The sequence below is a fragment of the Colidextribacter sp. OB.20 genome (genome assembly GCF_009911595.1).
GTDB lineage: Bacteria > Bacillota > Clostridia > Oscillospirales > Oscillospiraceae > Lawsonibacter.
Genome location: NZ_QWKG01000028.1, coordinates 1 through 20,346 on the forward strand (window position 1 = coordinate 1; position 20,346 = coordinate 20,346).

Sequence of the window (20,346 nt, forward strand, 5' to 3'; positions counted from 1 at the left end):
AGGACATGGCCAAGCTCTTTGACCTGGAGGCCAGCGGCTACTTCTACACCCGGCTCCAGAACCCCACCAACGACCACGTAGCGGCCAAGATCTGCGACATGGAGGGCGGGACTGCCGCAATGCTCACCTCCTCCGGCCAGGCCGCCAATTTCTACGCCATCTTCAACATCGCCAACTGCGGCGATCATGTGGTGGCCTCCTCCACCATCTACGGCGGCACCTACAACCTTTTCCACGTCACCATGCGGAAAATGGGCATCGACTTCACCTTCGTGGAGCCCGACTGCACCGACGAGGAGCTGGAGTCGGCCTTCAAGCCCAACACCAAGGCGGTCTTTGGCGAGACAATCGCCAACCCCGCCCTCACCGTGCTGGACATCGAGCGCTTTGCCAAGGCCGCCCACGCCCACGGCGTGCCCCTTATTATGGACAACACCTTCGCCACCCCCGTCAACTGCCGGCCCTTTGAGTGGGGCTGCGACATTGTCACCCACTCCACCACCAAGTATATGGACGGACACGGGGCCGGGGTGGGCGGCGCCATCGTGGACAGCGGCAGGTTCGACTGGATGGCCCACTCGGACAAATTCCCGGGTCTGTGCACCCCCGACAACAGCTACCACGGCATCACCTATGCGGGGAAGTTCGGTAAGGGCGGCGCCTTCATCACCAAGTGCACCGCCCAGCTCATGCGGGACTTCGGCTCCATCCAGTCCCCTCAGAACGCCTTTTTGCTGAACCTGGGTCTGGAGAGTCTCCATGTCCGGATGCCCCGCCACTGTGAGAACGCCCTGGCGGTAGCCAAATTTTTGAAGAACCACCCGAAAATCAGCTTTGTCACCTATCCCGGCCTGGAGGGGGACAAATATTACCAGCTGGCCCAGAAGTATATGCCCAGCGGCACCTGCGGCGTGGTATCCTTTGGCTTCAAGGGCGGCCGGGCCGCTGCTGAGACCTTCATGAAGCACCTGCGCCTGGCCGCCATTGAGACCCACGTGGCCGACGCCCGTACCTGCGTGCTCCATCCCGCCTCCGCCACCCACCGGCAGATGAACGATCAGGAGCTGACAGCCGCCGGCATTACCCCCGATCTGGTCCGCTTCTCCTGCGGCATTGAGGACGCCGCAGACCTGATTACCGACATCGAGCAGGCCCTGAATCAGATTTAGCAGCCCCCTTCTCTTCCTTGGGACAGAGAATCTTAAATTGCACGCGGATTTGCGCACGAAAGAGGAGTCAACATGAAAAATGCTGGAACTGTTCTAATGTACAACTGCTCCGGAGAGAAGTTCTTCAAGCTGAAGCAGATTTTTGCCATGCTCCGCCTGCGGATGCGTCCGGTGGAGCCGGAGTGCTACCATCTCCCGCTGGGTGAGCTGGCGGAGGGGAAGAGAGAGCCCGGCGAGGCCGCGGAGCCGGTTCCTGAGGCGATGCTGGTGTTCTGCGGTGTAGGTCAGGCGCTGCTTGACCAGGTGCTGGAGGTCATTCGGGTGGCCAATCTGCCCCCCATTCCTCTAAAGGCCGTGCTTACCGACACCAACCGGAGCTGGGATACCAGGCAGCTCTATGCTGAGCTGATGAAGGAGCGGGAGGCTGTCGCGGAACAAAAAGCAGAAAAGATATAAAAAATCTTCTGTCACCCGTTGACAAATCCCTCTGAGAACAGTATAATAAGCAAGCGGTCTGAAAATGACCGCGCTTTGCGGCTGTGCTGGAATTGGTAGACTGGCAAGCTTGAGGTGCTTGTGTCCTAATGGGCGTACGGGTTCGACTCCCGTCAGCCGCACCAACTATGTAAAACGCTTGATGCCGTGGGCTGAACGCCTACGGCATCAAGCGTTTCCGGTTTTTTAGAGCGCTAATTCTTCACGGGTCAAACAACAGATGCCAAAAGCGGTCTTTAAACGACTGATGGGAGTCGAATTCCCACGGCAACAGATCAAAAAGGGCGCATAGTCAGTGAAGTGCCCCCTGTCAAGTAGACAAAACAGAGAAAAAGGAAGGCACAGACTATCAGAAGATGGTCTCTGTTCCTACTCTATGGGGAGCATATCAAATATAAAACGGCACCTGTCACATATTATTCTCATCGTACTCTACAAAAGAATGGCTCATAATATAAAACTCGTCCTGGCTGGGTAGGTACTTCTTCTCCATCGGCTCCAGGGTGCTGTCGTACTTCTGAGCAACCTTTTCATCAATGGCCATGACCGGGCTGTCCCGGTAAAACCACCTTTTGCCGTCCAGAGCCCCATCCCGCAGTTCTTTTACCATCATTGCGGCGGGGAACTTTCCGTTGTCAAGGCATACGTTGAACTTTTTGCAGCTCTTGAACCCGCTGCTCACATAGTTTACCGGACTGCCGAAAATGACGATTACATCATAGCCCAGCTCGGCCGCCCGCCGGAAGGAGTGTTCCATCAACGCTTTTCCGTAACCCTTCCGCTGATGCTCCGGCGCAATACACAGAGGGCCAAAGGTGAGGATATCCTTTTCCGTCCCCTGTTCGTCCGTCAGCTTTGCCTGGGTATACATGATATTTCCGATCACCTGGCCGTCCAGTTCTGCCACAAAATCCAGCTCCGGGATGAAATCCTCATGCTCCCGCATGATGTGGACCAGGTAGTGCTCCACACATCCCGGGATGTAGAGATTGTAAAAAGCCCGCCGGGTAATATCTTCCACGATTTTGTGGTCGGTTTCCTTTTCGTTGCGGATCGTCATCATGGCCAGAGCTCCTTTCGTTTGTTTTCCAGTATAATCATTTTTTCCCAAATTACAACTGTCAATTTCCGCAGGAAGGAGCGGCCAGGCCGCTCTATTTTTACGCCCGGAGGATAGGTATCTTTTGAAAAAACAAAACTTTTGGGACCGCTTTGGCCCCCGGATTCCCAGGTACTACACCCAAACGATGGCGATGGTGGTACTGTGCGCCTGCATGATGACGCCCACCTTTACCCTGGATGATATGTGGACGGTTGCTGACCGTATTATCAAAGACGTTTACGGCAAAATCGCCGGCGTCAGCACCGTCCTGGCCGGCCTGATGTCCGCCGTGGCCGTGGTGGGCGCCAAGCTGTCCAACAACCAGCACAAGGTGGACCAGGCGTGGGACTGGCTCAAGCGCATCTGGATCGCCTGGATGATTATTAACGGCATCGGGGCCTTTATCGCCTATGTGACCCCGCTGTTCAGCGGCCTGGCGACTTTGACGCCCTAACATTAAACGACAAGGTTTCTATATACGGACAGCTATACCAAGGCGGGCTCAGGAGATGATGCTTCTTCTGTGTCAGAGGAGCTGATGACAGTGCAGATATTTTGTTTATGGTAGCTGGGAGCCAATGTAATAAATCCATAACTCAGTTCTTTCAATTCGAGTACTTCGGTATATGGCCGGAGGACGTTGAGTTCCCTTGACCTGAATCCAGAGTGTTCCGGCAGGTCTATCGGGCCGTAAAACAGCACGTAGTTAGAGCCACTGGGATTCACACTGCTGCTGAATATGATCCCCTGATACCCGAATTTCCGAATATACTCTGCCATAAGCTGGGTCGGGACGTATTCCAGATTTGAGACATCTTCTCGGATAGGCTTGCTGATCTCATGGGCAAATTGAAGAAGAAAATCCCGAATCCAGAGCATATCTGCATCATATGTTTCAGAAAAAATGCTGCCAGGATAACTGGGCAGTGACTCAATGTTTTTTGTTGTAAGATCCAGCATTTTCAGGGAGCTTTTCACAGAAAACTTGCCTAACAACACGTTCTGTCTGTCCTGAATACGGGTCTCCTTGGAGCAAGTGCGGATATTGTTGGACAGATAGATGTAGGGGATTCCGGCAGGGCTCATACGGTTATGCTTTACTGCGGTATAAGGAGCGGGTCCAATGGCACGATAGGCATCCGACTGGTCCAGCTCTGTATTGGCAGCGTACTTTTCAACGCCGTATGTGCAGATCCGATGCATCATGGTGCCTTTTCGGACAGTTTTTTCGACCTGCTTCCATACTTTCTTTAATGATGTCAACAGACGTTCCCGGGTCTCCTTGGGAGAGATATCAAAAAAACGGTTGTAGTGCTGGCAGAGGTATTTGAAACGCTCCCAAGCATTACGGGCCTCGTACTCATTATCGTAGAAAAAGTCACCTTGCCGCACAAAGTTATCTGCATAGACATCCTGGTACTCCAAGTCCCTGTCTTCTCCATGCTGGATATCCCTGGCAGACAGATGGGAATCCATCAGGTCCTCCAGCAGTGTGATGAATGTCTCGTTCAGGTCAAAGAGCTGTTCGGAAAAAACACATTGTTCCTCCACCAAAATGTCGTATACAGAAAGTGGACTGCACAGCCCCTCCTTTACCAATGTATAGTCCGCCTCCTCATAAGCTCGGCGCAGTCCATCCTTGATAAAGCCTCCAACACTTTCGGTATCGCAGACAAAGACATTTTTGCTTTTACAATAGGGGCAATCTCCAGGTTCACCATTTTTTTGGATAAAAGCAGAGATGTATTCGTCATTAAAACATGCTTCACAGCAATAGCCCTGAAATTCAGCCATACAAATCACCTCAGTGCTATTCTACATGATACTCTACGTTTCGACAACTGCTCTCACGCAAAAACAGCCTCAGTAGTTGATTTTATTTCGGTCACATATTTCTGGGAGGTGGTCAATCTGCTGGAATTTCTTTTCCAAGGCTTCTTTGAGTGGGTCTACAGCCTGATTCTGGATATTTGGAACTATTTCTCCTCAGCTCTGCTGGGAGTCATGAGTCTGGATTTCGCCTACATTAAGACCCACATCCCCGTCATGGCGGACATCCAGCAGGTTATTCTGGCGGTGGGCTGGGCCCTGCTGCTGGGGAACCCGGTGTTCCAGACCTTGCGGAGCATGGCCTCTGGCCTGGGCTTCGAGGGGAGGACCCCAAGCTGCTCTTTGCCTGGACCTTCGTGTTCGGTTTTCTCCTGCCCATGCTGGTATTCACGGCTATCGCTTCCGTCCGGTATAAGCGGGACCTCAATGTCATGGACGACAGCGCCCTGGAGGACCTGCTCTACGATAAGCTGGACTGGTCCGCATCCACCACCGACGGAGTAAGGTTGGTTCCGCCGGCGGGCCGTTCTGGGTCATTGGATTATGAGAAGTTTCTCATAACCCAATAACCCAAAAGGGCCGGTTAGCCCATATTTAACCCCAAAAAACAGGGTCAAATCGGGCCATATCAGGCCAAAATCAGACAAAGCCTATCAGAGATTTTCAAAAGAAAAAACCCCGGAAAATCGCAATTTTCCGGGGTTTTTGAGCGTTTTGGATATAAAATCAGCGCTTGCTGAACTGGGGGGCGCGACGAGCGGCCTTGAGGCCGTACTTCTTGCGCTCCTTCATACGAGGGTCGCGGGTGAGGAAGCCGGCGGCCTTGAGGGCGGGGCGGAACTCCGGGTTAGCCAGGAGCAGGGCGCGGGAGATACCGTGACGGATGGCGCCGGCCTGGCCGGTGACGCCGCCGCCGGAGACGGTGGCGGACACATCCACCTTGCCCACCTGCTCGGTGGTGACCAGGGGCTGACGGACGATGAGCTTCAGAGTCTCCAGGCCGAAGTAGTCGTCGATGTCGCGGCCGTTGATGGTGATGGCGCCGGTGCCGTTTTCAAACAGATGGACGCGGGCCACGGAGGACTTCCGGCGGCCAGTGCCATAGAAATAAGGCTTTTTGCTCTTATACATACTCTAAATCCTCCTTACTCGGCGTCCCAGAGCTGGGGCTTCTGGGCGGCGTGGTTGTGCTCGCCGCCGCGATAGATGTGCAGGCGGGTCAGAGCGTCCCGGGACAGGCTGTTCTTGGGCATCATACCCTTGACGGCCAGCTGCATGGCCAGCTCGGGCTTGGTCTGCATCAGGGTGCGGTATTTGGTCTCCTTCAGGCCGCCCACCCAGCCGGAGTGAGTGCGGTAGTACTTCTGGTCCAGCTTCTTTCCGGTGAGCACCGCCTGCTCGGCGTTGATGATAATGACGCAGTCGCCGCAGTCGGCGTTGGGAGTGAACTCGGGCTTGCGCTTGCCCCGCAGCAGGTCAGCGGCGATGACAGCGGTCTTGCCCATGGGCTTGCCGGCGGCGTCGATGACGTACCATTTCCGCTCCATGCTGCCCGTTTTGGCCATGAACGTGGACATAGGTTTAACCTCCAATTTCTTTCCGTTTATGTGAAAAATGCTCTGTTACAAACATTCTGCCCTGCTTGATAAGCGGAGCGTGTTGTATTATAGTACGTGCCCGGGCGGGTGTCAACCGGTTTTCAGGGAAAATTTAAGAAAAACTTTTATATCTCTTGATATCTCTGTGTTTCTCAACTATGCTCTTAATATCTCGCGTTTGATTTTTGTTTTGTGCTTGCGGAAAACAGGGGATTTGTGGTAGAATGCCAGCATAGGGGGCGGCTTCTGTACCGCCCCAATCGAAAGATTGCTGGGCAGCGGGACAGGACAGGGCCCGCCCCTGCGGAGGAGGTCCTTCCTATGAAGAAAATTCTGTCCCTCACCCGCCGGTGTGTGGAGGATTATCATATGATAGCGCCCGGTGACCGAATTGCGGTAGGGGTGTCCGGGGGGAAGGACTCCCTGATGCTGCTGATGGCACTGGCAAAGCTGCGGGAGTTTTACCCCGTTCCCTTCACGGTGGAGGCGTATACCCTGGATATGGGCCACGCCGACGGGGTGGAGCCGCTGGATTTTTCGCCCATCGCCACCCTGTGCCAAGAGCTGGAGGTGCCCTATACCATCTTAAACAGCGAGATACAGCACATCATCTTTGACCTGCGCAGGGAGGAGAACCCATGCTCCATGTGCTCCAAGATGCGCCGGGGAGCCCTCCACGCCGCCCTTCAGGAGCGGGGAATCACTAAAATCGCCCTGGGCCACCACTACGACGACGCAGTGGAGACCTTCTTCATGTCCCTGATTTTTGAAGGGCGGCTCTCCTGCTTCCAGCCTGTCACCTACCTGGACCGGACTGGGATCACCCAGATACGCCCTCTGCTCTACTGCGGGGAGAACCTGATCCGCCACACCGCCCAGCGGCTGGAGCTGCCTGTGGTCCACAGCACCTGCCCCGCCGACGGCAGCACCAAGCGCCAGGAGATCAAGGAGCTGATCTATGAGCTGCAGGGCCGGTATCCCGGCCTGAAGGCCCGTACCTTTGGAGCCATGCAGCGGCTGCCTCTGCCTGAGTGGGGGCCGGTGGAGCGCCGCCGTCCGCTTCCGGAAGAATGGGAGGAGTGAATTTATGAGCAAAAAGAGACACCAGCAGAGGCCGAACTGGGTACTGACCTTTCTGTTTATCATGCTCCTGCTTGCGGCGGCCTATGTTCTGTACAGCCAGCAGGCCCCGGCGGAGCCGCCTCCGGAGGGGAGCAGCTTTGCCGTCCATTTCATCGATGTGGGCCAGGCGGACGCCGCCCTGGTCATCTGTGACGGGCATTACATGCTCATCGACGGCGGCAACGCCGAGGACTCCGACCTGGTCTATGCCTACCTGGAGCGCCACGGCGCGAAGCACCTGGACTATATGGTGGCCAGCCATGCCCACGAGGACCACATCGGAGGCCTGTCCGGCGCGCTGCAATATGCCAAGGTGGACGCCGCCCTCTGCCCGGTGACCGAGTATGACTCCAGGGTATTTGAAAATATGGTGCGGTATCTGGGGGAACAGGGGAAATCCCTGAAGGTTCCTGAGCCTGGGGACAAATTCACTCTGGGCTCCGCTCAGGTGGAGATTTTGGGCCCGGTGAGGGAGTACGACGACACCAACGACACCTCCATCGTCCTGCGGATTGACTACGGAAGGACCTCCTTCCTCTTCACCGGCGACATGGAAAAGGGGGCGGAACAGGACCTGATTGAATCCGGAGCCAATCTGAGCGCCGCCGTCCTCAAGGCGGGCCACCACGGCAGCGACACCTCCAGCAGCTACCAATTCCTGCGGGAGGTCATGCCCAGCTATGCCGTGATCTCGGTGGGGGAGGACAACAAGTACGGCCACCCCTCCGACGAGGTCTTGAGCCGTTATCGGGACCTGGAAGCGGAGGTCTACCGTACCGATATGCAGGGCCACATTATCGCCGAGAGCGACGGAAATACGGTTACCTTCACCACAGAGAAGGAGGCGGATACCGCCACAAATCCTGTCGGAAGCTCCGCATTACAGCTGTACATAGGCAACGCCGGAACGAAAAAATTCCATCTTCCCGACTGTGCCTCTGTCAAGAATGTTCAGGCGGACAAGCGGGTGGAGTTTTACGCCCGGTTCCAGGCCGTTCTGGAGGGCTATGAGCCCTGCGGGCGCTGCAAGCCATAGCCATCATACAATAAGCATAGAATATACTGTGCGCGGTTCCGCCGGGCTTCCGGCGGGGCCGCGCTGCCTCTGCGGCGCCGTCTCGGAACCCTCCACCCTCCGGAAGGTTCTTTTTTTGAAAATTTTTCTTGACTTTCCAGGGGCTGGAGGGTGTAAGGTAATCATGCGGCCGGAAAATTTTAATGAAACTTTTATCTTTTCTTTTGAGAAATGTAAGATTTTCCCGCTACAATACCCAGTGGAAAAATTCAGCGGCCAACATATAGATATAGTCGACGCACTTGAGAAGAGGTAAAAAGGAGGGGAGGAAAAATGGCGCGGGGCAAGGCGGAGGATGCAGGCGGGCTGACGCCCGCCAAAGACGACAACGCCGCCCTGTGCCATTTTGGCCGCCGAACTTTACCGATTTTCAAGTGTGTTGACTATAAGGGACAGACCCATTGGCACGGACAGGAGGAACACATATGGAAGCGACAAAAATACCGGAGCAGGAGGCTCCCCAGCAGGCCAGGAAGAGACGTATCCCAGGCCTGAAGCTGTCTAAAAAGCAAAAGAAGTGGGCCAAAAGGGGGATTATTCTGGCAGCCGCCGCCGCAGCTGTATTCTGGTTTACCCACCGGGCTCCGGCGGGAGGGGCGGGCCCGGCCGGGCAGTATGCCCCGGACACCGTTCAGCGCAGGGATCTGAGGGTAAAGGTCTCCGGGACGGGCACCGTCACCCCCATTGAATCCTACTACCTCAAGCCCTTGGTCACCGGCGAGGTGCTGGAGGCCCCCTTCGAGGTGGGTGACCGGGTGGAGAAGGGACAACTGCTATACCGCCTGGACGCCAGAGATGCGGAGATGAGCATCCAGCAGGCCGAGCTGTCCGTCCGCCAGGCCCAGAAGAGCTATGACGACATGGTTGCCAACCTCACCGTACGGGCGGGCGGGGCAGGGGTGGTCCAGCAGGTGCTGGTCCAGCGGGGAGACCTGGTGTCGCCCGGCACGCCGATTGCTGAGATCGCCGACACCTCCACCCTGACGCTGACAGTGCCCTTTCACTCCGCCGACGCCCGGCAGCTCCACGCCGGGCAGAACGCGCAGGTGACCCTTGCCGGCACCCTGGAGACCCTGAACGGGACGGTGGAATCGGTGTCTACCGCCGACCTGGTGGGGGCGGGGGGCGCTCTGGTGCGCCAGGTGAAGGTTCGGGTGAGCAACCCTGGGGCGCTCACCGCCGCCAACGCCGCCACCGTCCAGGTGGGGGACATCGCATGTGCCGGCTCCGCCAATTTTGAGGAGGCCCTGCGTCAGACTGTAGTTGCTCAGGCCAGCGGCGAGGTGACAGGCGTGTCCGTCACAGCTGGAAGCGCCGTGTCCGCCGGTTCTGCCCTGGTCTCACTGGGGGGCTCCTCCGCTGAGAGCTCTTTGGAAGACATGTCCATCGCCCTGGAGAATGCCCGGCTCTCCCTCCAGCGGGCCCAGGATGTCCTGGAAAACTATACCATTACCGCCCCCATCTCGGGCACCGTTATTGAGAAGAATATCAAGGCGGGGGACAACGTAAACAACATTGAGTCGGGAGCCCTGGCGGTCATCTATGACCTGAGCTACTTAAAGCTGGAGATGAACATCAGCGAGTTGGACCTGAGCAAGCTCCAGGAGGGGCAGACGGTGGACATCACCGCCGACGCCATCCCCGGCGAGGTATTTCAGGGAGTGGTGGACCGGGTGAGCATCAACGGCACCACCACCAACGGCTTTACCACCTACCCCGCCACCATCCTCCTGGAGGACTACGGCGACCTCAACCCGGGCATGAACGTCTCCGCTGACATCATTGTGGAGCAAATGGAAAATGCCCTGTCCATCCCGGCGGCGGCGGTCCAGCGGGGAGACACAGTGCTGGTCCCCCTGGAGGGCTGTCTGTCCCCTGACGGAACCTCTGTGATAGATCCCACCAGGGTGGAGGAGCGCACCGTCACCCTGGGCGGCGGCGACGGGGAATATGTGGAGATCACCTCCGGTTTGAACGAGGGGGACACCGTACTGGTGCCCGCTCAGGTCCAGGGCGGCATGGATGCCCCGGGCGGCGGAAGCGTCACTGTCTCGTAGGAGGTGGATGGACCTTGGAACACCTCATTGAATTGAAAGATGTCTATAAAATATACCAGATGGGTTCGGAGACCGTCCACGCCCTGGACGGAGTGGACCTGACCATCGACAAAGGGGAATTTGTGGCTATCGTGGGCTCCTCCGGGTCGGGCAAGTCCACCGCCATGAACATCATCGGCTGCCTGGACGTGCCCACCTCCGGCTCCTACCACCTGGGCGGCGTGGATGTGTCCACCATGGACGACGACCAGCAGGCGGAAATTCGGAACAAAATGCTGGGCTTCATCTTCCAGCAGTACAACCTGATTCCCAAGCTCACCGTGCTGGAGAACGTGGAGCTGCCGCTCCTCTACGCCGGGGTGCCCGGGGAGGAGCGCCGGGAGCGGGCCCTCCGCTCTTTGGAGCGGGTGGGCCTGCGGGACAAGGGCAAAAATCTGCCCTCCCAGCTCTCCGGCGGCCAGCAGCAGCGGGTGTCCATCGCCCGGGCGCTGGCGGGGACGCCCTCGGTCATCCTGGCCGACGAGCCCACCGGCGCTCTGGACTCCCGTACCGGGCGGGAGGTGCTGAAATTCCTCAAGCAGCTCAATCGGGAGGGGGATACGGTGGTCCTCATCACCCACGACAACTCCATCGCCGTGAAGGCCGACCGGATTGTCCGCCTCCAGGACGGGAAGATCATCTACGACGGGGATTCCCACGACCCCCGGGCGGTGGTCCAGCCCCACGGGGAGGACGAGGAAGAGGAGGTGGGCGCATGAATTTCACCCAGTCCTTCCGCCTTGCGATAAAATCCCTCACCACCAGCAAAATGCGGGCCCTGCTCACCATGCTGGGCATCATCATCGGCGTGGGGGCGGTGATTGTGATTCTGTCGCTGGGCAACGGCCTGACCGGCATGGTTCAGCAGCAGATCGACAAACTTGGCATCAACATGATCCAGGCCCAGCTCTGGTCTGCAGGGGACGGCGCGATGCCCGACCCGGAGGAGCTGTATGACCTGGTGGACGAAAACACCCATGTCCTCACCGGCGTGTCCCCCTACGTTGCGCTCAACGGCGTGGTCCGCCACGGGGATGAGAAGTTTGAGAAGACCAGCGTATATGGGGTCAGCGAGATCATGTACAACGCCGCCACCAACTACACCATGGACGGCGAACAGCTGGCCAAGGGCCGCTTTATCACCTACATGGATGTGGAGCGCCGGGAGGCGGTCTGCGTCATCGGAGCCTATCTGGAGGAGGAGGCCTTCGGCGGCGACGCTCTGGGAAAGACGCTGTCTATTGACGGGCGGGTCCTCACGGTGGTGGGGGTGCTCAAGCGCAACGCCGAGCTGGAGATGCTCCCAGGCAGTCAGGACGACCAGATTTATATGCCCTACAGCACCGTCATGGAGATCGTCGGCGACCGATGGGTGAGCATTTATATCTTCACCAGCACATCCGGCGAGACCGCCGACGCTGCCAAAAAGGTAATTGAGAGCTACCTCAACAAGTTCTACCGGACGGACGACGGCATGTATAATTATTTCTACATCACCACCATGGCCGAGCAGGCCAACCAGATCAACGGCATGATGGGGGTGGCCATGGGCGTGCTGGTGGCCATCGCCGCCATCTCCCTTCTGGTGGGCGGCATCGGGATCATGAACATCATGCTGGTCTCCGTCACCGAGCGCACCCGGGAGATCGGCGTGCGCAAGTCCCTGGGAGCCAAGCGGCGGGATATCCGCAGCCAGTTCGTCATCGAGGCGGGCACCACCTCCGCCATCGGCGGGCTGCTGGGTATCGGCTTCGGCTGTCTGCTTGCCAAGGGCCTGGGGGCCCTGCTGGGCGGTATGCTGGTGGAGAGCATGGGCACCAGCGGCATCACCTTCGACGCCACCCCCACCCTGGGGGCCATCCTCCTCAGCTTCGGCGTGTCGGTGGGCATCGGGATTCTCTTCGGCTACCTCCCCGCCAACAAGGCGGCGAAATTGAACCCTATCGACGCGCTGCGGTACGATTGAGCGCTTGTAGGGCGTGACCACTGGGCACGCCGCTCGCATAAAACGGCGCGCCGGGGTCGCCGCGCCCTACACCCTAAGCTAGAAAGGAAGTTACACCATGAAAATAAAACGTTTTTTTTCCGCGCTTTTGTCTCTCTGCCTGACCCTTGCCCTTGCCCTGCCCATCTCGGCGGCGGGGAGCGCCGTACCGCTGGCGGAGGCTACCCAGGCCCTGACCGCTCTGGGCATCCTGGACAGCGACAGCGGCACGGGCCGCCCCATCACCCGGGCGGAGTTTGTCACAATGGCTGTCAAGGCCATGCCCGGGGGCAGCGGAGTAGGCCAGGCGGCCTCGTCCCCCTATCCCGACGTCCCCCGGAGCCACTGGGCCAGCGGCTATGTAGAGGCGGCGGTGAGCTATGGGCTGGTCACCGCCTTCAGCGACGGCACCTTCCGTCCTGACCGGGAGGTAAAGCTGGCGGAGGGGGCGTCCATGGTCCTGGCCCTGCTGGGCTATCAGGCCAGCGACTTCTCCGGGGCCTATCCCACCGGCCAGCTGTCCATGTTCCGGAACCTGCGGCTGAACCGGGGGCTGTCGGCGGTCAACGCCGGCGACACCTTGAGCTGGCAGGACGGAGTGTTTCTGTTCTATAACCTGCTGTCCGCCCGGACGAAGGAGGGGACAGCCTATATTCAGACCCTGGGCTTCAGCCTGGACGCCTCCGGAAAGCCCGACCTGGTGAATCTGGTCAATCAGTCCATGGAGGGGCCGGTGGTGGCTCAAAGCGGCTGGAGCGCCAATCTGGGCTTTACCCCCGGCAGAGTGTACCGCAACGGCGCTCTGTCCACAATGGCCGCCGTGCAGGACTACGATGTGCTCTATTGGAACGCCTCCATGGGGGCGGTGTGGGCCTACAGCAAAAAGGTGACCGGCACCATTCAGGCGGTGGCGCCCTCGGGGGCCAGCCCCTCCTCGGTGACGGTGGCGGGCCGGACCTATAACATCGAAAGCTCCTCCGCCGCCTACGCCCTGTCCGACCTGGGCCAGTATGGACTGGGGAGCAATGTGACTCTGCTGCTGGGCCGCGGCGGTGGTGTGGCCGCAGTAGCTGACGTGTCGGCCAGCGCCGGCGAGCGGATGGGAGTGGTGCTGGAGGTGTCCAACGGGAGCTACCCCGACGGAAAGGGCGGAAGCTACGCCGCCCAGACGGTGACTCTCCTGGCTACCGACGGTCAGACCTATCAGTATCAGGCCCGGGGGACCAGCCTTAAGGCGGGCAGCCTGGTTCGTGCCGCGGTAGACGGGAGCGGCGAGATCACCGTGCGCAGGCTGTCCTCCGGCTCTCTGTCCGGCAAGGTGGACAAGGAGGGCGCCCGCCTGGACAGTTATGCCTTTGCCGGGGATGTGGAGATTCTGGACGTGAGCGGCAGCCGGGGTGCGGTTATCAGCCCGGAGCGGCTGGCCGGCTTGAGTCTGGACAAGGGCGAGGTCCGCTACTACGCCCTGAACGGCCAGAAGGAGATCGAGACTCTGATCCTCAGCGACGTCACCGGGGACGCGGGGCAGTACGGCATCCTCAGCCGTATAGACTCAGCGGGAGAGGGAATGTACGAGGTCTTCAGCTACGAGTTTGACCTGGACGGCCAGACCTACGTCCTCCCCGGCACCACCACGCACTACCCTGTGTCGGCCGGTCCGGTCCAGGTGGTGGGCGACCCGGCCAACCCGGAGCGGCTGCGCTCCCTCACCTCCGCCGGAACGGGGGAGGTGTCCGGAAATCAGTTTATTGCTGGCAGCCGGAGGTACACGCTGTCTGACAGCGTGGCGGTCTATGAGTATCGGGACGGCAGATACTACCTGTCCAGCCTGGCCCGGGCGGAGAGCGCCTCGGGGAAGCTTTCCGCCTGGTATGACAAGGCGGAGAGCGAGGGCGGACGCATCCGTGTTCTGATTATTCGATAACAGAAGAGGGGAGCGCCGGAGGGTTCCGGCGCTCCCCTTTATGCTCTGGAGGCGGCTCAAACGGACTGTGTCCCGATGCTCTGATCCAGAGTTTCCATCAGGGTGGTGATGTTGATGGGCTTGGCGATGTGGCCGTTCATGCCGGCGCGCAGCGCATCCTCCCGGTCCTCGGCGAAGGCGTTGGCCGTCATGGCCAGGATGGGGGTGGAGGCCAGCTCCCGGTTATCCAGGGCCCGGATGGCCCGGGCGGCGGCATAACCGTCCATGACGGGCATCTGCACGTCCATGAGAATCAGCTGATAGTAGCCGGCCTGCTGGGCTGTCAGCATATCCAGGGCAATCTGCCCGTTGGCCGCCACCTCCACCTGGAAGCCGGCCTCCGTGAGAATGGCGGTGGCGATCTCCTGGTTGAGCTCGTTGTCCTCCGCCAACAGAATCCGCCCGGTGTGGCGGAAGGCCCCCGTCTGGCCATCCTGGGGCTGGTCGGGCCGGGGCTGGCCGTCGGCCTGCGACACCAGAACGGAGGTCAGACAGCTGCGCAGCTCTGACATGAACAGCGGCTTGCTGCAGAAGGCAGTCACGCCGGCCTGGAAGGCCTCATCCTCAATGTCAGACACGTCGTAGGCGGTGAGGACGATGATAGGGACGTCGCCGCCCACCTCAGACCGGATTCTCCGGGTGACCTCAATGCCGTTCATATCGGGCATGAGCCAGTCGATGATATAGACGCTGTAGCTGTCGTGACGCATAAAGGCCTGACGGGTGCGCAGAACGGCCTCCTTGCCCGACATAGTCCATTCCGCCCGCATGCCGAACTGCTGAAGCATATAGGACACGCTGTCGCAGGTGTTGAAGTCGTCGTCCACCACCAGAGCCCGGCAGTTTTGCAGCTCGGGGATGGTCTGAACCTCCTTGGGCTTGTCGTGGAGGCGGAAGGTGAAGGAGACGATAAATTCGCTGCCGACCCCCTGCTCGCTCTCCACCTGGATGGAGCCGTTCATCATGTCCACAATGTTTTTCGTGATGGCCATGCCCAGGCCGGTGCCCTGGATGCCGCTGATGGTGGAGTTCCGCTCCCGCTCAAAGGGCTCAAAGATTCGGGCCACAAATTCCGGGCTCATGCCGATGCCGGTATCCTTGACCCGGAACTCGTAGTTGGCGAAGCCGGCCGGGGCGCCGGGCTTTTCAATGATGCGCATGCTGACAATACCGCCCGCGCCGGTGTATTTTACGGCGTTGCTCAGCAGGTTCAGAAGCACCTGGTTGAGGCGCAGCTTGTCGCAGTAGACATCCTCGTCCAGAACGTCCACCGTGTCGATATAGAGGTCCAGCTGCTTGGCTCTGACATCCGCCTGAATGATGCTGCGCAGGCTGTGAAGGATATCCGGCAGGCTGCACAGGGCCTCGTCCAGGTGCATTTTGCCGCTCTCGATGCGGCTCATGTCCAGAACGTCGTTAATCAGGCTGACCAGATGGTTGCTGGAGGTGAGAATTTTTTTCAGGTAGCCCTCCACCTGCTCCTTCTGTTCCAGATGGGTGATGGCCAGGGTGGTGAAGCCTACAATGGCGTTCATCGGGGTGCGGATGTCGTGAGACATGTTGGAAAGGAACACGCTCTTGGCCTTGCTGGCCTGGTTGGCCTGGGCCAGCGCGTCCTCCAGAAGGGATTTTTTCTCCAGCTCCCGGCGGGTCTCCTCGTCCACGCTGCGGAAGCCCAGCACAACACCGCGGCTGGCGTCCCAGGAGCCGGCGCGGACAGCCTTCATCTGGAAATACCGGATCTCATCGCCGCACAGAGTGCGGTAGTTGACGGTATAGGTAACTTTTTCGATGAGCTGCTCCGCCAGCTCCTCCGGAGAGAGGGCCTGCAGCAGCATAGAACGGTCCTCGGCGAGAACACAGCGGTCTATATAGCTGCTCAGGCTTTCGGCGATGGGCCGCTCGCCGGTGAAAATTTCGTCCAGGGTCCCATGGGGGCAGTCGTGGGTGCGGAGGGGGCCGCCTACGCCGGAGTCCAGGTTGTAGAAGCATACCAGGTTATAATCCGTGCTCAGCGCCTGAACCAGTTCGTTCTGCCGCCGCTCCTGCTCGGTGCGCTCCTGCTCCTCCCGCAGCTTCTGCGCGGTGCAGTCCAGGAGAAAGCGCTGATAGAACTGCCGGCCGTCCTCCTCCACCAGCTTGATATTGCCCATGACATGGCGGATGCTGCCGTCCTTGTGAACCACGCGGTACTCCAGGTTGACGTTGTCGCCCACGTCCTTCAGAGATTGGATGCACTCCCGCAGCCTGGTCTTATCCTCCTCCATCACGGTGCGGGCTACCATGAGGAAGCCATCTGCGGCCAGCTCCTCCTGAGAGCGGTAGTCCAGGATTTCCAGAGCGGCCCGGTTGACGCTGTAGATGCGGGAGCCGTCCAGGGAGTGGGTCAGGATGCCGCAGTCCATGGTGGTGAAGAGCTGCTCCAGGGCCCTGGTCTTTTGCAGAATTTCCTCCTTGTAGGCCCGCTCCTGGGTTATGTCGATGCCAACGCCCACTGTGCCCATCACGCTGCCGTCCAGGTCGTACAGAGGGGACTTGTATGTGGTCAGCAGCCGGGTGCCTGCTCCGGTGAGGACGGTCTCCTCCGAGACCAGCGTCTGCTCTGTCTCCATAACGATACGCTCAGATTCGATGCAGGCCGGGTCATCCTGCTCCACGTCCCAGATATAGGCGTGACCCCGTCCCTCCACCTGCTGCTTGGTCTTGTTAACCGTTTTGCAGAAGCTGTCGTTCACCTTCTCGTGAATGCCGTCCTTGGTCTTGTACCAGACGAGATTGGGCACGCTGTTGATGGTGGCCTCCAGGAAGTGGCTGGCCTGCCACAGATCCTTGCTCTGCTTATAGCTCTGCTGCCAGCGCAGGAAGTAAAACTGAAGCAGCTCCCGGGACAGGGGGGCGGTCCAGATGCCGGTAATTTCGGACAGGCTGTCCGACAGAAGGGGGATCTGCTCCTGTCCGGCCAGAAGGAGGAGCTGGGCCTCGCGGCGTTTGGCTCCGGCCAGCGCCCGCACCGCTGACGGATCATCCAGCTTCCGCAGATCGGCCAAAATTACATCCGCCCGGGCGGCCAGAGACAAGTCCGGTTGGGTGCTCTCGGTGAACATATGGACAAAATGCTCGAAGGCAGGCATTTCTGTCAGGGCCTCCGACTCTTCACGCCCCAGTCCGACCAGATAGAAGTGGATAAAGCAGTGATACATATTGCATACATCCTTTGCTGATATTGCCGTGATGCTCCAGATAAGATCATACACAAAATACTATATCATACCTGCCCGGTCAATGCAAGACTTCATCAAGAAATGGGCGAATAATTCCGCACTGTCCCGGAACAACTAAGAGCACCAAATGATAAGGAGCGAATGGATATGGCAGTTAATTTCCGAAAGGCGGCTATTGTGGGCTGCGGGTCTGTGGGGGCGTCCATCGCCTTCCGTTTTTTGCAGCAGGGGCTGTTCTCCAGCCTGGTCCTGCTGGATGCCAACCAGGACAAGGCGGAGGGGGAGGCCATGGATCTCAGCGACGGCCTGCCCTACGGGGCATCTATGGAGATCACGGCCGGGGACTATGACGATATTGCCGACTGCGGCCTGGTGGTCATCACGGCCGGGGTGAATCAGAAGCCGGGGGAGACCAGGCTGGAGCTGATTGGCCGGAACACGGTGATTTTGAAAAGTATTTTGGGGGAGATCACAGCCCGGGGCTTTGAGGGTATTTTGCTGGTGGTGTCCAATCCGGTGGACGTGCTGACCTATGCGGCCCGGGAGCTGTCGGGCTATTCCAGGCAGCGGGTGATCGGTTCGGGGACTGTGCTGGACACTGCCCGGTTCAAGCAGCTGCTGGGGGAGGAGCTGGGGGTGGACAGCCGGAATGTCCACGCCTTCATTGTCGGGGAACACGGAGACAGCGAGCTGGCGGTGTGGAGCGGGGCCAATGTGTCCGGTCTGAACCTGGACGACTTCTGCCGCCTCCAGGGGAAGACCCTGAGCGCCGGGGACCGGGAGCGGCTGTATGGGGAAATCCGGGACAGCGCCAACGAGATCATCAAGCGCAAGGGGGCCACCTATTATGGCATTGCCATGGCGGTGGGGCGGATCGCGGCGTGCATCGTCAGGGACGAGCGGGCGGTGCTGCCCATCTCGGTGGTGCTGGAGGGGGAGTACGGCCTGGAGGGGCTGGCTCTGAGCGTGCCCGCCATTGTAGGGCGCGACGGGCTGGAGAAGATTCTGGAGATTCCTCTGGGTCAGGCGGAGCGGCGCGCGATGGACAATTCCGCCCGGCAGATGCGGGAGGCTATCGCCGGACTGGAGCTTCCTTCCCGTCCGTGAGCTTCCCAGAGGGTGCGAAAGGGCCGCGGCAGTCTGCCGCGGCCCTTTCGCCGTATCAGGTGGGCCGGCGAGATATCTGGCAGCCTCCGCGGCGGGTCAGAATATGCCGTTTGTGGTCTCAAAGTGGGTGGGGGCGTCGATGGTCTCTCCACCGTTTTTGATCCAGTCCACCACCATATCCATCATCTCCAGGACGCCCAGCTGGGGCTGGCCCAGCAGGCGGACCATTTTCTGGCAGTTGAGGAACAGGGAGGCATCCCCCTCCTGGCCGGTAAAGACAGGCTCCCTGCCCAAGCGTCTGCCCAGCTCCATGGCGGCCCAGCGGATGGAGAAGGACTCCGGGCTGGAGACGTTCAGCTTCTCCGGGGGGACGGAGGTTAGGAGCAGAGAGCGGATGGCGTATTCGCACACCTCGCCCTGCCAGATGCAGTTGAATACCCCCTGAGATACATCCACAGGCCGGCCCTCCTGAATATTCCTGGCGATGTCGTAGAGCACGCCGTAGCGCATGTCGATGGAGTAGTTCAGCCGGAACAGGAGCATGGGCGTGTTGTTCTGCCGGCTGCACCGCTCCAGAACGCGCTCTCGGCCCAGACAGGTCTGGGCGTACTCCCCGATGGGGCGGGGGCTGTCCGTCTCGCAGAAGCCGCCGCTGGACAGGGGAGCCATTCCATAGGTGTTGCCGGTGGAGAATGCGACAATGCGGGCGTTGGGAAAGCGCTGGGCCGCCAGATAGGGGAGAATGACGTTGACGTGCCAGGTGTCTCCCTCGTTGCCGGCGGTGCCGAACTTTTTGCCCACCATGTAGATGATATTTTCCGCCTCGGGCAGCCGGGCCAGCTGGTCCGGGTCGGACAGGTCAGCCTCGATGACCTCCACGCCGGCCTGACGCATGGACGCGGGGGCGTCCGGGTAGTCGAAGAGGGACACGGCGTAGACCTTGGCCTGGGAACCGGCCGCCTGAAGGGCCCGCTTGGCCTTGATGGCCATGGCGGGACCGATTTTTCCGCCGGCCCCCAGCACTATCAGATCACCCTTCAGCTGACTTGCGGCCTGGACCAGGGTCTGGGAGGGCTCGGTCATGGAGCGCAGAAGCTCCTGTGTGGATTGGAACATTACTTTTACCTCCTGACAAGATTTAATTGTGTTTGCTTTTTGGCAGATTTGTGATATAATAACGCACTACAGCAATGAAATTTCGTTCCGAGAAATGAGGCGGGCATATGGGCAAACAGGCGACCATTCGCGATGTGGCAAAGCTGGCAGGAGTGTCTCTGGCCACCGTATCCCGGGTGCTCAATGAGTCTGACTATCCGGTGCGGGAGGAGCTGCGCCAGAAGGTAAGGGCGGCGGTGGAAGAGCTGGACTATGTCCCCAACGCGGTGGCCCGCTCCCTGCGGCGGGAGGCCGTGAAGGATATCGGCCTTGTGATTCCCAACGTCTCCAACCCCTTTTACCTCCAGACCATGCTGGGGGTCAACGACGTGCTGTCCAAAAACGAGTGCAGCATGATTTTGTGCAACACCCTGCGGGATGTGGAGCAGGAGCGGGGCTGCCTGCGTCAGCTCTACGAGCGGCAGACCA

18 protein-coding genes and 1 tRNA gene are annotated in these 20,346 nt (G+C 59.4%); 13 read left to right on the forward strand and 6 right to left on the reverse strand.

Translation table 11 applies throughout. From position 1 onward, the window contains the following. From D1641_RS08690 to D1641_RS08700, 3 genes are all read left to right on the forward strand, one after another. Nucleotides 1-1,169 (forward strand): O-acetylhomoserine aminocarboxypropyltransferase/cysteine synthase family protein (locus D1641_RS08690; protein WP_160664740.1); only part of this gene is annotated, 1,169 nt, incomplete at its 5' end. 72 nt (nucleotides 1,170-1,241) lie between these two features. Then, nucleotides 1,242-1,625: a DUF3783 domain-containing protein gene (locus tag D1641_RS08695; RefSeq protein WP_160664742.1), complete on the forward strand. Its 384-nt coding sequence runs from the start codon at nucleotides 1,242-1,244 to the stop codon at nucleotides 1,623-1,625. A 77-nt stretch (nucleotides 1,626-1,702) separates the two neighbouring features. Then, nucleotides 1,703-1,789, forward strand: a tRNA-Leu gene (locus D1641_RS08700). A gap of 284 nt (nucleotides 1,790-2,073) precedes the next feature. On the opposite strand, the gene D1641_RS08705 is transcribed toward D1641_RS08700, so the two are convergent. Beyond that, nucleotides 2,074-2,727 (reverse strand): N-acetyltransferase, encoded by a 654-nt coding sequence (locus D1641_RS08705; protein ID WP_160664744.1) that lies wholly within the window; start codon nucleotides 2,725-2,727, stop codon nucleotides 2,074-2,076. Between the two features lie 121 nt (nucleotides 2,728-2,848). On the opposite strand from D1641_RS08705, the gene D1641_RS08710 reads away from it, so the two are divergent. Next, the gene (locus D1641_RS08710; protein WP_243149331.1) at nucleotides 2,849-3,220 is read left to right on the forward strand and encodes a hypothetical protein; all 372 of its coding nucleotides are present in this window, start codon (nucleotides 2,849-2,851) and stop codon (nucleotides 3,218-3,220) included. A gap of 32 nt (nucleotides 3,221-3,252) precedes the next feature. Here D1641_RS08710 and D1641_RS08715 read toward each other — a convergent pair whose 3' ends face one another. Beyond that, nucleotides 3,253-4,560, reverse strand: coding sequence for an RES domain-containing protein (locus D1641_RS08715; RefSeq protein ID WP_160664746.1), 1,308 nt, complete (start codon nucleotides 4,558-4,560; stop codon nucleotides 3,253-3,255). A 413-nt stretch (nucleotides 4,561-4,973) separates the two neighbouring features. Between D1641_RS08715 and D1641_RS08720 the strand changes: the two genes are divergently transcribed. After that, on the forward strand, nucleotides 4,974-5,165 hold the full coding sequence (locus tag D1641_RS08720; RefSeq protein WP_160664748.1) for a hypothetical protein: 192 nt from the start codon (nucleotides 4,974-4,976) through the stop codon (nucleotides 5,163-5,165). A gap of 157 nt (nucleotides 5,166-5,322) precedes the next feature. Here D1641_RS08720 and rpsI read toward each other — a convergent pair whose 3' ends face one another. Together rpsI and rplM are read right to left on the reverse strand one after the other, a co-directional pair. Continuing rightward, nucleotides 5,323-5,727, reverse strand: a complete 405-nt coding sequence (gene rpsI / locus D1641_RS08725) for a 30S ribosomal protein S9 (protein ID WP_160664750.1) — start codon at nucleotides 5,725-5,727, stop codon at nucleotides 5,323-5,325. A gap of 14 nt (nucleotides 5,728-5,741) precedes the next feature. After that, entirely contained in the window at nucleotides 5,742-6,173 is a 432-nt protein-coding gene (gene rplM, locus D1641_RS08730; RefSeq protein WP_160664752.1) for a 50S ribosomal protein L13, read from the reverse strand. A gap of 342 nt (nucleotides 6,174-6,515) precedes the next feature. On the opposite strand from rplM, the gene D1641_RS08735 reads away from it, so the two are divergent. The 6 genes from D1641_RS08735 to D1641_RS08760 all read left to right on the forward strand — a co-directional run bounded on the left by D1641_RS08735 (nucleotide 6,516) and on the right by D1641_RS08760 (nucleotide 14,395). Next, nucleotides 6,516-7,277: an ATP-binding protein gene (locus D1641_RS08735; protein ID WP_160664755.1), complete on the forward strand. Its 762-nt coding sequence runs from the start codon at nucleotides 6,516-6,518 to the stop codon at nucleotides 7,275-7,277. Nucleotides 7,278-7,281: 4 nt separating this feature from the next. Next, entirely contained in the window at nucleotides 7,282-8,352 is a 1,071-nt protein-coding gene (locus D1641_RS08740; RefSeq protein WP_243149332.1) for a ComEC/Rec2 family competence protein, read from the forward strand. Between the two features lie 464 nt (nucleotides 8,353-8,816). Then, nucleotides 8,817-10,448: an efflux RND transporter periplasmic adaptor subunit gene (locus tag D1641_RS08745; protein ID WP_160664757.1), complete on the forward strand. Its 1,632-nt coding sequence runs from the start codon at nucleotides 8,817-8,819 to the stop codon at nucleotides 10,446-10,448. Between the two features lie 14 nt (nucleotides 10,449-10,462). Continuing rightward, on the forward strand, nucleotides 10,463-11,206 hold the full coding sequence (locus tag D1641_RS08750; RefSeq protein WP_279285671.1) for an ABC transporter ATP-binding protein: 744 nt from the start codon (nucleotides 10,463-10,465) through the stop codon (nucleotides 11,204-11,206). Then, on the forward strand, nucleotides 11,203-12,453 hold the full coding sequence (locus tag D1641_RS08755) for an ABC transporter permease (RefSeq protein WP_160664759.1): 1,251 nt from the start codon (nucleotides 11,203-11,205) through the stop codon (nucleotides 12,451-12,453). The genes D1641_RS08750 and D1641_RS08755 overlap by 4 nt, the downstream gene beginning before the upstream one ends. A 97-nt stretch (nucleotides 12,454-12,550) precedes the next feature. Then, nucleotides 12,551-14,395 carry an S-layer homology domain-containing protein gene (locus tag D1641_RS08760; RefSeq protein WP_160664761.1) on the forward strand — a complete coding sequence of 615 codons (1,845 nt, stop codon included), beginning with the start codon at nucleotides 12,551-12,553 and terminating at the stop codon, nucleotides 14,393-14,395. Between the two features lie 56 nt (nucleotides 14,396-14,451). Here D1641_RS08760 and D1641_RS08765 read toward each other — a convergent pair whose 3' ends face one another. Beyond that, nucleotides 14,452-17,634 carry a response regulator gene (locus D1641_RS08765; RefSeq protein WP_160664763.1) on the reverse strand — a complete coding sequence of 1,061 codons (3,183 nt, stop codon included), beginning with the start codon at nucleotides 17,632-17,634 and terminating at the stop codon, nucleotides 14,452-14,454. A 168-nt stretch (nucleotides 17,635-17,802) separates the two neighbouring features. Here D1641_RS08765 and D1641_RS08770 point away from each other — a divergent pair, with 168 nt between their 5' ends. Beyond that, nucleotides 17,803-18,762: an L-lactate dehydrogenase gene (locus tag D1641_RS08770; protein ID WP_243149333.1), complete on the forward strand. Its 960-nt coding sequence runs from the start codon at nucleotides 17,803-17,805 to the stop codon at nucleotides 18,760-18,762. Nucleotides 18,763-18,858: 96 nt separating this feature from the next. Here the strand turns inward: D1641_RS08770 and D1641_RS08775 are convergent, their stop codons facing one another. Continuing rightward, nucleotides 18,859-19,878 (reverse strand): NAD(P)-dependent oxidoreductase, encoded by a 1,020-nt coding sequence (locus D1641_RS08775; protein WP_160664767.1) that lies wholly within the window; start codon nucleotides 19,876-19,878, stop codon nucleotides 18,859-18,861. Nucleotides 19,879-19,985: 107 nt separating this feature from the next. On the opposite strand from D1641_RS08775, the gene D1641_RS08780 reads away from it, so the two are divergent. Further along, nucleotides 19,986-20,346 (forward strand): LacI family DNA-binding transcriptional regulator (locus D1641_RS08780; protein ID WP_160664769.1); only part of this gene is annotated, 361 nt, incomplete at its 3' end.